The organism is Mitsuaria sp. RG, assembly GCF_028369275.1.
Lineage (GTDB): Bacteria > Pseudomonadota > Gammaproteobacteria > Pseudomonadales > Pseudomonadaceae > Aquipseudomonas > Aquipseudomonas peradeniyensis.
This window is the reverse complement of the sequence record NZ_JAQMYQ010000077.1, coordinates 1-13,579: the sequence shown is the minus strand read 5'-3', so window position 1 is coordinate 13,579 and position 13,579 is coordinate 1. Positions and strand designations below refer to the sequence as shown.

Sequence of the window (13,579 nt, the reverse complement as noted above, 5' to 3'; positions counted from 1 at the left end):
CCGTGCAACGGCCCCTGAATCCGCCTGACGGCACTGGCACTTCATTCAATCCCGGATTACTGTACGCACATACAGTAATCCGGTCTTCCATCATGAAACCAGCCCCCATTCGCGGCCGCGGCACCGCCGACAACCCCCACAACCGCTTCGCCCCGAGCGTTTCAGTGGCCGAGGACGATGGCTGGTACCAGGAAGTCCCACTCACCCAGGGCACCGAGGTGCGGATCGAGACGGCCAAGACCATCATCGCCCGCAACACCTCCCCCGACCTGCCCTTCGACCGTTCCATCAACCCCTACCGCGGTTGCGAGCACGGCTGCATCTACTGCTATGCGCGCCCCAGCCATGCCTACTGGGACCTCTCTCCCGGTCTCGATTTCGAAACCAGGCTGATCGCCAAGACCAATGCCGCCGAAGTGCTCGAGCAGCAACTGAGCAAGCCGGGATACGTCTGTGCGCCGATCAACCTGGGTTCGAACACCGATCCCTACCAGCCCATCGAGCGTGAGCACCAGCTCACCCGGCGTCTGCTAGAGGTGCTGCTGCGCTACCGCCACCCGGTAACCATCGTCACCAAGGGCTCGCTGGTATTGCGCGACCTCGACCTTCTGAGCGAACTGGCCAGCCAGCGCCTGGCGCGGGTGATGATCAGCCTCACCACTCTCGACGATGAACTCAAGCGCACCCTCGAACCCCGCGCGGCCGCTCCGAAGGCGCGCCTGCGGGCGATCCGCGTGTTGCGTGAGGCCGGCGTTCCGGTGGGTGTACTGTGTTCGCCGATGATCCCGATGATCAACGACAGCGAGCTGGAGCACCTGCTGGAGGCGGCGAAGGAAGCCGGCGCGCAGAGCGCGGCCTACATGATGCTGCGCCTGCCGCTGGAGGTGGCGCCGCTGTTCGAACAGTGGCTGCACGATCACTACCCGCAGCGGGCCGCGCATGTGCTGAGCCTGATCCGCCAGAGCCGGGGGGGCGAGTTGTATGACAGCCGTTTCGGCGCTCGGATGCGCGGCGAGGGAGTGTTCGCCGAGCTGTTGGCCCAGCGCTTTCGCAAGGCGGCCAGGCGGTTGGGGTTCGAGGGGCGTGAGGACCTGCAGCTCGATTGCAGCGCTTTCTGCGTCCCCGGCGCACAGATGGCGCTGTTCTAGCAGCGCAATCTCTTTGTCCGAGAGCTATAAGTACAACTAACACAACCCAACAATTTCACTCATGAAGCTTGGCATCTGATGCTTTTTTGCTATTATCCAGTGCTCCCCTCGCCAATCCAGAACGCCCGTTCTAGAGCCAGCGCAATTAAGTTTCAGTTAAGTTTCCTACGCTAGCGTGAGTCATGAGTCAGCAGTGACTGTGATTATTTACCCGTGCGCGTCATCTAAATCCCCGCGTCCCCCCAATCTTTCCCCGGTAACATGGAATTCACTTTCAAACCGTCAAGAGGATGAATCATGCCCGTCAAGGACCCATCCAAGGTTGTCCCGGCCGCACCCGCCGAAAGCGCCGATGCCGCCCTCAAGCATATCGTCGACGGCTTCCTGCGGTTCCACACCGAAGTCTTCCCCGAACAGCAAGAGCTGTTCAAGAAACTGGCCACCGCGCAGAAGCCGCGCGCCATGTTCATCACCTGCGCTGACTCGCGCATCGTGCCTGAGCTGATCACCCAGAGCTCGCCGGGCGACCTGTTCGTCACCCGTAACGTCGGCAACGTCGTGCCACCGTATGGCCAGATGAACGGCGGTGTGTCGAGTGCCATCGAATACGCGGTGCTGGCGCTGGGCGTGCACCACATCATCGTCTGCGGCCACTCCGACTGCGGCGCCATGCGCGCGGTGCTCAACCCGCAGTCGCTGGCCAAGATGCCGACCGTTTCCGCCTGGCTGCGTCACGCCGAGGTAGCGCGGACCGTGATCGAGGACAACTGCTCCTGCGGCAGCGAGCACGAGAGCATGCAACTGGTGACCAAGGAAAACGTCATCGCCCAGTTGCACCACCTGCGTACCCATCCGTCGGTCGCTTCGCGCCTGGCCGCCGGACAGCTGCATATCCACGGCTGGATCTACGACATCGAAACCAGCCAGATCGAAGCCTACGATGCCGCCAGCGATCGCTTCCTGCCGCTGACCGCAGGTGAGCCGATCCCCTCTGCCACACCGAGAGGCCGCTACTAAGCGACCCGAACACGCTGAACAAGCCTTGATTGCCGGCTGCACCCGATGGGTGCGGCGCGGCCTTCGCCTGCCTTGAATCTCCCTGAATACCTTGCCGGCACACCCGCTGGCGGCCCGCGCCTGCGCGTCATTCAGGGTTCCCCGTGCTAGCGGCCAGCGGAATGGCCGTGAATCTAGAAAGGAGCTACATGGTGAACATGACACAGATAAAGGCGGCCCTGCCGCGCGAGTTGCTGGCTTCGGTGGTGGTCTTCCTGGTCGCCCTGCCATTGTGCATGGGCATTGCCATTGCCTCGGGCATGCCACCGGCCAAAGGACTGATCACCGGGATCATCGGCGGTATCGTGGTGGGCTTTCTCGCCGGCTCGCCGTTGCAGGTCAGCGGCCCGGCGGCCGGCCTGGCGGTGCTGGTGTTCGAACTGGTGCGCCAACATGGCGTGGCCATGCTCGGGCCGATCCTGTTGCTGGCCGGATTGCTGCAGCTGCTGGCCGGGCGCCTGCGCCTGGGTTGCTGGTTCCGGGTCACGGCGCCGGCGGTGGTGTACGGTATGTTGGCCGGGATCGGCGTGCTGATCGTGCTGTCCCAAGTGCATGTGATGTTCGATACGGCGCCTCAGCCCTCGGGTGTGGATAACCTGCTGGGCTTCCCGGCGACGCTGGCTTCGGCCCTGCCGCTGGAAAGCGCGGGCAATGGTTGGCAGGCCGGTGCGCTTGGGCTGGGTACTATCGCCATCATGTGGGGCTGGGAGCGCCTGCGCCCGCAGCGCCTGCGCTTCATTCCCGGAGCCCTGCTCGGGGTGGCGGCAATGACCGCCGTCAGCCTGTGGCTGGCGCTGCCGGTCAACCGTGTGCAGGTGCCGGCCGATCTGTCCGAAGCCATCGACTGGCTGCGTCCGGATGACCTGCTCAAGCTCGCCGACCCGACCCTGCTGGTGGCGGCCTTCGCTCTGGCCTTCATCGCCAGCGCCGAGACCTTGCTGTCCGCTGCCGCCGTCGACCGCATGCACAGCGGCCAGCGTTCGGACTTCGACCGGGAGCTGTCGGCGCAGGGCATTGGCAACATGCTCTGCGGGGTGCTGGGTGCGCTGCCGATGACCGGGGTGATCGTGCGCAGCTCGGCCAACGTCCAGGCCGGCGCCCAGACTCGGGCCTCGGCGATATTCCATGGGCTCTGGCTGCTGGCCTTCGTGGTGGCGCTGAGTAGCTTGCTGCAGCAGATCCCGGTGGCCAGCCTGGCTGGGGTGCTGGTCTATACCGGCGTGAAGCTGGTGGACTTCAAGGCGTTCCGTGGCCTGGGCCGCTATGGGCGGATGCCGATGTTCACCTATGCGGCGACGGCACTGGCGATCATCTTTACCGACCTGTTGACCGGCGTATTGCTGGGCTTTGCCCTGACCCTGCTGAAGCTGGCACTGAAGGCGGCGCGGTTGAAGATCAACCTGGTGGCGTTGGGTACGCCGGGGCACATGGAACTGCGCCTGAGTGGGGCGGCGACCTTCCTCAAGGTGCCGGCGCTGACCCAGGTGCTTGATACCGTGCCGGAGGGGACGACATTGCATGTGCCGCTGGGCAACCTGAGCTATATCGACCATTCCTGCCTGGAGTTGCTCGAGGACTGGGGGCGCAGCGGCGCGGCCAAGGGCTCGCGGCTGGTGCTGGAGCAGCGGCGTCTGAAGCGGCGGGTCGAGGGAAGGTTGCGGACTACGGCGGGGGTCGGGGTTTAGTCTGTCAGATTGCAGGGGCCGCTTTGCGGCCCTTTCGCGGCACAAGGCCGCTCCTACAAGAGATCGCGTTCCCTTGTAGGAGCGGCCTTGTGCTGCGAAAGGGCTGCGCAGCAGCCCCGGCGATTTCGAACGTTGCTCAGGCCGACTGCCCCAATTCCACACCAAGCTGGCGCGACAGGCACGGCCAGCGTTTCCACGCGTTGCCGGTTTCCGGGCTCGACAGCTTGTCGCGGTAGACCTCCACCGATTCCACGGCGAAGCTCTCCTCATCGAGCATCTTGTCCACCGAATGGTGCACCACCTCATCCAGCTGGTTGGCAAACGTCTCGCCGATCAGCTGATGGGCGATCAGGTTGGCGACCGTGGTATCCACCGGAATCAGCGGCTGCTGGAAGTGGCGGATGTACAGGTCGTTGACCTCCTCGACCAGACGATGCGCCAGGTAGGCCTCGTCCAGCAGGCAATCCAGCCCGACCTGCCCCGCCATCACGCTCGGCGGCTGCAGGAAGTAGGCCTCGGCAATCTTCAGTACCGGTTTGATCTGCGTCTCGATGCCTGCTTCGAGCGCCACGTTGTGCGCGGCCTCGAGCAGTTCCGGAACCTCGTTGATGTAGGCGCCGACGAAGCGCGCCAAGGTACCCTGGGCATCCTGCTGGGGTAGTTGGATCGATGGATGCAGGTGTGGCAGTTGCAGTTCGAGGCGGGCTTTCAGTTGGCCTGTGCGGCTCTCATGTTGATGGGCGTTTTCGATCTGCTCGCGTACAGCAGCGATGTTCATGACAACTCCAGGGGCATGGCGTTACAAACGGAAGACACTAAGTTAGCTTGCTTACGAGAATGGCTAAGACGCATTTGTTATATCTCTGAGGCACGTGTAGGAAATTGGCTATATCAATGTGCCATTATTGTGCCCCGGCCCAGCATTCATGCGGCTTTCAGCGCAAACGTTTGGTTGAGTGAAGATCATTTCAAGTGCTGCGTTGCGCACCATTGGTCGGTGTCTATACTCCGGGTGAAACGTGATTCGTTGATGAGGCCCGACTGCCTTAAGCAGGGGGCTCGGTCGTCGAAGCCAGGCAGTCTTGGCCACCGTTCCCCCCTTTGTCGTAGCAGGTCGTCCACGCCTCCGGGACTACAAGAACGATAAGGGGAACCCGCAATGATGCGACATCCACATGTCTGGATGGGCCTGTTGCTGTGGTCGGTTTTCGGTCAGGCACAGGCAGCATGGACGGTGAACATGGCGCCCGGGGCGACGGAAGTCTCCCACGCAGTGTTCGACCTGCACATGACCATCTTCTGGATCTGCGTGATCATCGGCATCGTGGTGTTCGGCGCGATGTTCTGGTCGATGGTCATCCACCGCCGCTCGACCGGGCAAAAGGCTGCGCACTTCCATGAGCACACCTGGGTCGAGATCCTCTGGACCGTGGTCCCTTTCCTGATCCTGGTGGTGATGGCCATCCCGGCCACCAAGACCCTGATCGACATCTACGACGCCAGCGAGTCCGACATCGACATCCAGGTCACCGGCTACCAGTGGAAGTGGCACTACAAGTACCTGGGCCAGGACGTCGAGTTCTTCAGCAACCTGGCCACCCCCGCCGAACAGATCCACAACAAGTCGCCGAAGGACGAGCACTACCTGCTCGAGGTCGACCAGCCGCTGGTGTTGCCGGTGGGCGCCAAGGTGCGCTTCCTGGTGACCGCCGCCGACGTCATCCATTCCTGGTGGGTACCGGCCTTCGCGGTCAAGCGCGACGCTATCCCCGGCTTCGTCAACGAGGCCTGGACCCGGGTCGAGAAGCCGGGCATCTACCGTGGCCAGTGCACCGAGCTGTGCGGCAAGGACCACGGTTTCATGCCGGTGGTGGTCGAGGTGAAGTCCAAGGCCGACTACGACACCTGGCTCGGCGAGCGCAAGGCCGAGGCGGCCAAGCTCAAGGAACTGACCAGCAAGGAATGGACCCTCGAAGAGCTGGTCGCCCGCGGCGACAAGGTCTACCACACCACCTGCGTGGCCTGTCACCAGGCCGAAGGCCAGGGCCTGCCGCCGATGTTCCCGGCGCTCAAGGGCTCGAAGATCGCCACCGGGCCCAAGGACGCCCACCTGGGCATCGTCTTCCACGGCAAGCCCGGCACCGCCATGGCGGCGTTCGGCAAGCAGCTTTCGGAAGTCGATATCGCCGCCGTGGTCACCTACGAGCGCAATGCCTGGGGCAACAACAAGGGCGACATGGTCACGCCGAAGGACGTGCTGGCGCTCAAGCAGGCCGAAGCGCAATGAGCCGGGCTAGACACGGCAGTCAGTGGATTGCAGGAGACAGGACATGAGTGCAGTGATCGACGACCACGCCCACGGTCATGAACACGCCCACGGCCCGGCCAAGGGCCTGATGCGCTGGGTGCTGACCACCAACCACAAGGACATCGGCACGATGTACCTGTGGTTCGCCTTCAGCATGTTCCTGCTCGGCGGCTCGTTCGCCATGGTGATCCGCGCCGAGCTGTTCCAGCCCGGCCTGCAGATCGTGGAACCGGCGTTCTTCAACCAGATGACCACCATGCACGGGCTGATCATGGTGTTCGGCGCGGTGATGCCGGCCTTCGTCGGCCTGGCCAACTGGATGATCCCGCTGATGATCGGCGCGCCGGACATGGCCCTGCCGCGGATGAACAACTTCAGCTTCTGGCTGCTGCCGGCGGCGTTCCTGCTGCTGGTCTCGACCCTGTTCAGCCCCGGCGGCGGGCCGAACTTCGGCTGGACCTTCTACGCCCCGCTGTCGACCACCTACGCCCCGGCCAGCGTGACCTTCTTCATTTTCGCCATCCACCTGATGGGCATCAGCTCGATCATGGGCGCGATCAACGTGATCGCCACCATCCTCAACCTGCGCGCCCCGGGCATGACCCTGATGAAGATGCCGCTGTTCGTCTGGACCTGGCTGATCACCGCGTTCCTGCTGATCGCGGTGATGCCGGTGCTGGCCGGCGTGGTGACCATGATGCTGATGGACATCCACTTCGGCACCAGCTTTTTCAGCGCCGCCGGCGGTGGCGACCCGGTCTTGTTCCAGCACGTGTTCTGGTTCTTCGGCCACCCCGAGGTGTACATCATGATCCTGCCGGCCTTCGGCGCGGTCAGCTCGATCATCCCGGCGTTCTCGCGCAAGCCGCTGTTCGGCTACACCTCGATGGTCTACGCCACCGGGGCGATCGCCTTCCTGTCATTTATCGTCTGGGCCCACCACATGTTCGTGGTCGGCATCCCGGTGGTGGGCGAGCTGTTCTTCATGTACGCGACCATGCTGATCGCCGTGCCCACCGGGGTGAAGGTGTTCAACTGGGTCAGCACCATGTGGGAAGGCTCGCTGACCTTCGAGACACCGATGCTGTTCGCCATCGCCTTCGTCATCCTGTTCACCATCGGTGGCTTCTCCGGCCTGATGCTGGCCATTGCGCCTGCGGACTTCCAGTACCACGACACCTACTTCGTGGTCGCCCACTTCCACTACGTGCTGGTGCCCGGGGCGATCTTCGGCATCTTTGCCTCGGCCTACTACTGGCTGCCGAAATGGACCGGCCACATGTATGACGAAACCCTCGGCAAGCTGCACTTCTGGCTGTCGTTCGTCGGCATGAACCTGGCCTTCTTCCCCATGCACTTCGTCGGCCTGGCAGGCATGCCGCGGCGGATCCCGGACTACAACCTGCAGTTCGCCGACTTCAACATGGTCTCGTCGGTCGGTGCCTTCATGTTTGGCGCCACGCAGATCTTCTTCCTGTTCATCGTCATCAAGTGCATCCGCGGCGGCGCGCCGGCAGCGGCCAAGCCCTGGGACGGCGCCGAGGGCCTGGAGTGGTCGATCCCGTCGCCGGCGCCCTACCACACCTTCCAGACCCCACCGGAAGTGAAGTAGGAGCCCGCCCATGGACGGCCTGTCGCTCAAACGCCTGGTCACCCGCCTGCTGATGCTGACCGTGGTGATGTTTGCCTTCGGCTTCGCCCTGGTGCCGATCTATGACGTGATGTGCAAGGCCTTCGGCATCAACGGCAAGACCGGCGGGCAGTACGCGGGCACCCAGGTCAGCGACCCGTCGCGCTCGGTGCGGGTGCAGTTCATGTCCACCAACGCCGGTGACATGAGCTGGGAGTTCCACTCCACCGCCGACCAGATCGAGGTCAACCCGGGGGCGGTGAACCAGATGATCTTCATCGCCCGCAACCCGACCAACCAGCCGATGAGTGCCCAGGCCATTCCCAGCATCACCCCGGCCGAGGCCGCGGCGTACTTCCACAAGACCGAATGCTTCTGCTTCACCCAGCAGGTGCTGCAGCCGGGAGAGCGCATCGAGATGCCGGTGCGCTTCATCGTCGACCGTGACCTGCCGGAGTCGGTGAAGCACCTGACACTGGCCTACACCCTGTTCGACATCACCGCTCGCCACCCGCCGGTCGCACAAACCGCGACCGAGGCCGCCCGTTGAGGGAAGGAGATCAAGCATGGCAAGCCACGAGCACTACTACGTTCCGGCGCAGAGCAAGTGGCCGATCATCGCCACGATCGGCATGTTCATCACCGTGTTCGGCCTGGGCACCTGGTTCAACGACCTCAAGGCCGGCCACCCGGAATCCCACGGGCCACTGATTTTCTTCGTCGGTGGGCTGTTCCTGGCGTACATGCTGTTCGGCTGGTTCGGCGCGGTGATCAAGGAGAGCCACGCAGGGCTTTACAGCGCGCAGATGGACCGCTCGTTCCGCTGGGGCATGAGCTGGTTCATCTTCTCCGAGGTGATGTTCTTCCTGGCCTTCTTCGGCGCGCTGTTCTACGTGCGCGTGCTGGCGGGGCCATGGCTGGGCGGTGAGGGAGACAAGGGCGTGGCGCACATGCTCTGGCCCAACTTCGAGTTCGTCTGGCCGCTGCTGCACACGCCGGACCCGAAACTGTTTCCGCCGCCGAAGGAAGTGATCGACCCGTGGCACCTGCCGCTGATCAACACCATCCTGCTGGTGAGCTCCAGCGTGACCGTGACCATTGCCCACCATGCCCTGCGCAAGGGCCATCGCGGCACGCTGAAGCTGTGGCTGGGGCTGACCATCCTGCTGGGGCTGGGGTTCCTTGCGCTACAGGCCTACGAGTACCACGAGGCCTACAACAAACTGGGGCTGACCTTGGGCTCGGGGATCTACGGTGCGACGTTCTTCATGCTCACGGGCTTTCACGGCGCTCACGTGACGCTGGGGACGCTGATCCTGTTCGTGATGTTCTGCCGGGTGATGCGCGGGCATTTCGAGCCGGACAAGCACTTTGGTTTCGAGGCGGCGAGCTGGTACTGGCACTTCGTGGATGTGGTGTGGGTGGGGTTGTTCATCTTTGTGTACGTGCTTTGACGGGTGGCGCGGTCCCCTGTTGTAGGAGCGGCCTCGTGCCGCGAAAGGGCTGCGAAGCAGCCCCGGCGATTTTGCATGATGCCAAGATCCTGGGGCCGCTGCGCAGCCCTTTCGCGGCACAAGGCCGCTCCTACAGGGACCGAGACAATTCAGAACGGCGCGTGGGAGACCAACTGCCCACTGATGAAGCCCCAGGCCACCAGCCCGATGGTCAGGGTGGCGAGGGCGACACGCACGGTAAGGGCCTTGAGCAGGCGGGTCGACTGGTCGTCGTCCTTGACCAGGAACACCAGGCCACTGAACAGGCTGGCGATGGTGGCCAGTAGCATCAGGACTATCGCGGCCTTGAGCATGGCGTAACTCCAGGGGGATGCGGTGATGGGTACAAGTATAGCGCTCGACCTGACGAGGCCCCGGTGAAGCCGTTTCGCCCCGGCCTGCTGCCGACCCTGGTGGTGCTCGCGCTGCTGCCGGGCCTGATCGCGCTCGGCTGCTGGCAATTGCGCCGCGCCGACGAGAAGCGCGACCTGCTCGCCGCCTACACCGAGCGCCAGATCGAGGCGCCGGTCGCTGTCGAACAGCTGCGCCAGCTGCCGGACCCGGCGTTCTACCCCGTGCACCTGTATGGCCGCTTTGACGCCGCGCACAGCCTGCTGCTGGACAACCAGATGCGCGACGGCAAGGCCGGCGTCGAGCTGCTGCAACCCTTCCACGATCAGGCCAGCGGGCTGTGGCTGCTGGTCAACCGCGGCTGGCTGCCCTGGCCCGATCGCCGGGTGCCGGTGCGTTTCGACACCCCGGACCAGGCCCTGGCGCTGGACGCCACGGTCTACGTGGCGCCGGGCAAGACCTTCCAGCTGCACCCGGACAACCCGGACGGCCGCTGGCCGCAACTGCTGACGGCAATCGACCCGGGTGGGCTCTGGCAGCAGCTTGGCCGTGAAGGTTTCACCCATGAGCTGCGCCTGCAGGCCGGCCCGGGTGCCTACCGCCTGGACTGGCCGGTGGTCGCCATGGGCCCGGAAAAGCACCAGGGCTACGCCGTGCAGTGGTTCGCCCTGGCCACCACGCTGGTGTTGCTCTACCTGTATTTCGGCTGGCATCACAACGACAAGGAGAACCGCCATGGCCGCCGCCACGAGTCCACTGGACGCGCCTGATCGCCGCAAGCCGAGGGGACGTCTGCAACTGTTGCTGATCCTGTTCGTCGTGCTCGGGCCGATGATCCTCGCCACCTTCATGTACAAGCTCAAGTTCTGGGTGCCGGAGGGGCGCAGCTATCACGGCGTGATGATCGGCAATGGCGAGGGCCGCGTAGATATCGGCATCGATGCCCGGGACGAGCGTTGGCAGTTGCTGGTCAGCACCCCCGAGGCCTGTGCCGAGGAGTGTCGGCAACTGGTGTACCTGGCCCGGCAGATCCAGGTTGGCCTGGGCCGCGACGCCAGCCGCGCCAGCCATGCCCTGGCGGCGGCCCAGCCACTGGCCGCCGACTACCAGGCGCAGTTGGGCCGCGAATACCCGCAGTTGCAGCGCTACCCGCTGGACGCCCAGCGCTATGTGCAGAAGGTCGGCGAAGCGGGCCCGCAGCTGTGGATCGTCGACCCTCACGGCAACCTGGTGCTGCGCTACGACGCCAAGGTCAACGGCAAGCATGTGCTGGACGACCTGCGCCACCTGCTCAAGCTGTCCAACATCGGCTAGGAGGCCGCCATGGCCAGACCCGGATACCGTCTCGCTGTGTTCGCCACCCTGCTGGCGTTGCTGGTCGTGCTGCTCGGTGCCTATACCCGGCTGACCCATGCTGGCCTTGGCTGTCCCGACTGGCCGGGGTGCTACGGCTTCATCAGCGTGCCCAAGACCGATGCCCAGCTGGCCCATGCCGAGCTGCACTTCCCCGAGCACCCGGTGGAAGAAGCCAAGGGCTGGGCCGAGATGGTCCATCGCTATTTCGCCGGCACCCTGGCGCTGGTGATCGCCCTGCTCGCCTTCCAGGCCGTGCGCCGGCATGCCCGTGATGGCCAGCCCTATCGCCTGCCGGTGTTGCTGCTGGCAGTGGTACTGGCCCAGGCGGCGTTCGGTATGTGGACCGTGACGCTGAAACTGTGGCCGCAAGTAGTGACCGCGCATCTGCTCGGCGGGTTCACCACGGTGAGCCTGCTTTTCCTGCTGTCCCTGCGTCTATCCCGGGCCTTTGCGCCATTGCCGAAATTGCCGCTGAGCCTGCGCCGGATCGCCGCGCTGGCGCTGCTGGTGGTCATCGGCCAGATCGCCCTGGGGGGCTGGGTCAGCGCCAACTACGCGGCGGTGGCCTGCATCGACCTGCCCACCTGCCACGGGCAGTGGTGGCCAGCGGCGGACTTCAGCAACGGCTTCCACCTGACCCAGCACGTCGGCCCCAATTACCTTGGCGGGCAGCTGGACAGCGACGCGCGCACCGCGATCCATATCAGCCATCGCCTGGGCGCGTTGCTGGTCATGCTGGTGCTGCTGACCCTGAGCTGGAAGCTGCACCGTCACGGCCTGGGTGGCCTGGCCCGCCTGGTGTTGCTGGCGCTGGCGCTGCAACTGGGCCTGGGCATCAGCAACGTGCTGTTGCACCTGCCCCTGGGCGTGGCCGTCGCGCACAACGCTGGCGGCGCCCTGCTGCTGCTGTGCATGGTGCTGGTCAACTACCGCATCCGCGTGGTCGACAAGGTCCGTGTGGGCCACGGCTGGCGTCTGACGCCGGTGACCGGCGTGCACCTTTCCCATCACATGAGGAACGATTCGTGGCGACGCTTCTGAGCACGGAACGCCAGCGCGCCGGATGGCGCGACTACATGGAACTGACCAAGCCGAAGGTGGTGGTGCTGATGCTGATCACCTCGCTGGTGGGCATGTTTCTCGCCACCCGCGCGGGGGTGGCCTGGAGCGTCCTGCTGTTCGGCAACCTGGGGATAGGCTTGTGCGCGGGGGCCGCGGCGGCGGTCAACCACGTGGTCGACCGCCGCGTCGATGCGCTCATGGCCCGCACCCACAAGCGTCCGCTGGCCCAGGGCCGGGTAGGGCCCTTGCCGGCACTGCTGTTCGCCTTGCTGCTGGCCGTGGCGGGGATGGCCCTGCTGCTGGCGTTCACCAACCCCCTCACCGCCTGGCTTACCCTGGCCTCGCTGCTGGGTTATGCGGTGCTCTACACCGGCTTTCTCAAGCGCGCCACGCCGCAGAACATCGTGATCGGCGGCCTGGCCGGGGCAGCCCCGCCGTTGCTGGGCTGGGTGGCGGTCAGTGGGCACCTGGGCGCCGAACCGCTGCTGCTGGTGCTGATCATCTTCGCCTGGACGCCGCCGCACTTCTGGGCCTTGGCGATTCATCGCAAGGAGGAGTACGCAAAAGCTGATATTCCCATGCTCCCCGTTACCCACGGCGAGCGCTACACGGCCCTGCATATCCTGCTCTACACCTTGATATTGCTGGCGGTGAGCCTGTTGCCCTATGCCATCCACATGAGCGGACCACTGTACCTGGCCTGTGCCCTGGGGCTGGGGCTGCGCTTCCTGCACTGGGCCTGGGTGTTGTACCGTGGCACCCGGCCGCACGCGGCGATCAAGACGTTCAAGTACTCTATCGGCTACCTGTTCGCCCTGTTCATCGCGTTGCTCGTAGACCATTACCTGTTGCTGAACCTATGACCCGAACCCAGAAAACCGTCTTCATCCTCGTTGCCCTGGTCGCGCTGATCATGGGCCTGACCGTCAACAAGGTGCTCAACGACCGTGGTCAGTTGAACCCCACCGAACTGATCGACGCCGGCATCATCCTGCTGCCGCAGAGCCGCACCGTGCCCGACGTGACCATGACCGACCAGAACGGCCAGCCGCTGGTGCTGGACCAGCTCAAGGGCAAGTGGTCGTTGCTGTTCTTCGGCTACACCTACTGCCCGGACATCTGCCCGACCACCCTGGCCCAGCTGCGCCAGGTGAAGAGCGAGCTGCCCAAGGAGGCGCTGGAGCGTTTGCAGGTGGTGCTGGTGAGCGTCGACCCGAACCGCGACACGCCGAACCAGCTCAAGCAGTACCTGGGCTACTTCGACAAGGATTTCGTCGGGGTGGCGGGGTCGATCGAGGATACCCAGAAGCTGGCCAATGCCTTGAGCATTCCGTTCATTCCGGCCGATACCAGCAAGCCGGGCTACACCGTGGATCACAGCGGCAACCTGGCGGTGGTCGGCCCGGACGGGCGCCAGCGTGGGTTCATCCGTGCGCCGTTCAACAACCAGAAGCTGGTGGCGCAGTTGCCGGGGCTTGTGAAGCGCGACT

14 protein-coding genes are annotated in these 13,579 nt (G+C 64.5%); 12 read left to right on the top strand and 2 right to left on the bottom strand.

The features are described from left to right. Positions 1-92: 92 nt before the first annotated feature. From POF53_RS25265 to POF53_RS25255, 3 genes are all read left to right on the top strand, one after another. Complete coding sequence (locus POF53_RS25265) at positions 93-1,148, top strand: PA0069 family radical SAM protein (protein WP_498969956.1); 1,056 nt, start codon at positions 93-95, stop codon at positions 1,146-1,148. Between the two features lie 297 nt (positions 1,149-1,445). Next, complete coding sequence (locus POF53_RS25260) at positions 1,446-2,165, top strand: carbonic anhydrase (protein WP_203649169.1); 720 nt, start codon at positions 1,446-1,448, stop codon at positions 2,163-2,165. Positions 2,166-2,362: 197 nt separating this feature from the next. Next, entirely contained in the window at positions 2,363-3,889 is a 1,527-nt protein-coding gene (locus tag POF53_RS25255; protein WP_498969953.1) for a SulP family inorganic anion transporter, read from the top strand. 136 nt (positions 3,890-4,025) lie between these two features. On the opposite strand, the gene POF53_RS25250 is transcribed toward POF53_RS25255, so the two are convergent. Continuing rightward, entirely contained in the window at positions 4,026-4,667 is a 642-nt protein-coding gene (locus POF53_RS25250) for a hypothetical protein (RefSeq protein ID WP_234560772.1), read from the bottom strand. A gap of 381 nt (positions 4,668-5,048) precedes the next feature. On the opposite strand from POF53_RS25250, the gene coxB reads away from it, so the two are divergent. Genes coxB through POF53_RS25230 form a run of 4 tightly spaced genes read left to right on the top strand, consistent with a single transcriptional unit; the run spans position 5,049 to position 9,281 of the window. Next, complete coding sequence (gene coxB / locus POF53_RS25245) at positions 5,049-6,176, top strand: cytochrome c oxidase subunit II (protein WP_203649163.1); 1,128 nt, start codon at positions 5,049-5,051, stop codon at positions 6,174-6,176. Between the two features lie 43 nt (positions 6,177-6,219). After that, on the top strand, positions 6,220-7,809 hold the full coding sequence (gene ctaD / locus POF53_RS25240) for a cytochrome c oxidase subunit I (protein WP_203649161.1): 1,590 nt from the start codon (positions 6,220-6,222) through the stop codon (positions 7,807-7,809). 10 nt (positions 7,810-7,819) lie between these two features. Further along, a complete protein-coding gene (locus tag POF53_RS25235; protein WP_203649159.1) occupies positions 7,820-8,377 on the top strand; it encodes a cytochrome c oxidase assembly protein in 558 nt (185 codons plus the stop codon). A 16-nt stretch (positions 8,378-8,393) separates the two neighbouring features. Beyond that, the gene (locus tag POF53_RS25230) at positions 8,394-9,281 is read left to right on the top strand and encodes a cytochrome c oxidase subunit 3 (RefSeq protein ID WP_203649157.1); all 888 of its coding nucleotides are present in this window, start codon (positions 8,394-8,396) and stop codon (positions 9,279-9,281) included. Positions 9,282-9,430: 149 nt separating this feature from the next. On the opposite strand, the gene POF53_RS25225 is transcribed toward POF53_RS25230, so the two are convergent. Continuing rightward, on the bottom strand, positions 9,431-9,634 hold the full coding sequence (locus tag POF53_RS25225) for a twin transmembrane helix small protein (protein WP_110736050.1): 204 nt from the start codon (positions 9,632-9,634) through the stop codon (positions 9,431-9,433). Positions 9,635-9,697: 63 nt separating this feature from the next. On the opposite strand from POF53_RS25225, the gene POF53_RS25220 reads away from it, so the two are divergent. The 5 genes from POF53_RS25220 to POF53_RS25200 form a co-directional block, all read left to right on the top strand. Continuing rightward, positions 9,698-10,441, top strand: coding sequence for an SURF1 family protein (locus POF53_RS25220; protein ID WP_232855463.1), 744 nt, complete (start codon positions 9,698-9,700; stop codon positions 10,439-10,441). Then, positions 10,407-10,985 carry a PA_0111/PP_0108 family redox-active disulfide protein gene (locus POF53_RS25215; protein WP_232855464.1) on the top strand — a complete coding sequence of 193 codons (579 nt, stop codon included), beginning with the start codon at positions 10,407-10,409 and terminating at the stop codon, positions 10,983-10,985. The genes POF53_RS25220 and POF53_RS25215 overlap by 35 nt, the downstream gene beginning before the upstream one ends. A gap of 9 nt (positions 10,986-10,994) precedes the next feature. Then, complete coding sequence (locus POF53_RS25210; protein WP_254463945.1) at positions 10,995-12,068, top strand: COX15/CtaA family protein; 1,074 nt, start codon at positions 10,995-10,997, stop codon at positions 12,066-12,068. After that, positions 12,053-12,952: a heme o synthase gene (gene cyoE / locus POF53_RS25205; RefSeq protein WP_232855466.1), complete on the top strand. Its 900-nt coding sequence runs from the start codon at positions 12,053-12,055 to the stop codon at positions 12,950-12,952. The genes POF53_RS25210 and cyoE overlap by 16 nt, the downstream gene beginning before the upstream one ends. Then, positions 12,949-13,579, top strand: a 631-nt coding sequence (locus POF53_RS25200) for an SCO family protein (protein ID WP_028688687.1), incomplete at its 3' end; no start/stop codon positions are given. The genes cyoE and POF53_RS25200, both read left to right, overlap by 4 nt.

Excerpts from the sequence above, each read along its gene's own strand:
- POF53_RS25210 (WP_254463945.1), top strand. The coding sequence starts at position 10,995 with ATGGCCAGACCCGGATACCGTCTCGCTGTGTTCGCCACCCTGCTGGCG.
- POF53_RS25260 (WP_203649169.1), top strand. The coding sequence starts at position 1,446 with ATGCCCGTCAAGGACCCATCCAAGGTTGTCCCGGCCGCACCCGCCGAA.
- POF53_RS25235 (WP_203649159.1), top strand. The coding sequence starts at position 7,820 with ATGGACGGCCTGTCGCTCAAACGCCTGGTCACCCGCCTGCTGATGCTG.
- POF53_RS25250 (WP_234560772.1), bottom strand. The coding sequence starts at position 4,667 with ATGAACATCGCTGCTGTACGCGAGCAGATCGAAAACGCCCATCAACAT.
- POF53_RS25255 (WP_498969953.1), top strand. The coding sequence starts at position 2,363 with ATGACACAGATAAAGGCGGCCCTGCCGCGCGAGTTGCTGGCTTCGGTG.
- POF53_RS25225 (WP_110736050.1), bottom strand. The coding sequence starts at position 9,634 with ATGCTCAAGGCCGCGATAGTCCTGATGCTACTGGCCACCATCGCCAGC.
- ctaD (WP_203649161.1), top strand. The coding sequence starts at position 6,220 with ATGAGTGCAGTGATCGACGACCACGCCCACGGTCATGAACACGCCCAC.
- POF53_RS25215 (WP_232855464.1), top strand. The coding sequence starts at position 10,407 with ATGGCCGCCGCCACGAGTCCACTGGACGCGCCTGATCGCCGCAAGCCG.
- POF53_RS25230 (WP_203649157.1), top strand. The coding sequence starts at position 8,394 with ATGGCAAGCCACGAGCACTACTACGTTCCGGCGCAGAGCAAGTGGCCG.
- coxB (WP_203649163.1), top strand. The coding sequence starts at position 5,049 with ATGATGCGACATCCACATGTCTGGATGGGCCTGTTGCTGTGGTCGGTT.
- POF53_RS25265 (WP_498969956.1), top strand. The coding sequence starts at position 93 with ATGAAACCAGCCCCCATTCGCGGCCGCGGCACCGCCGACAACCCCCAC.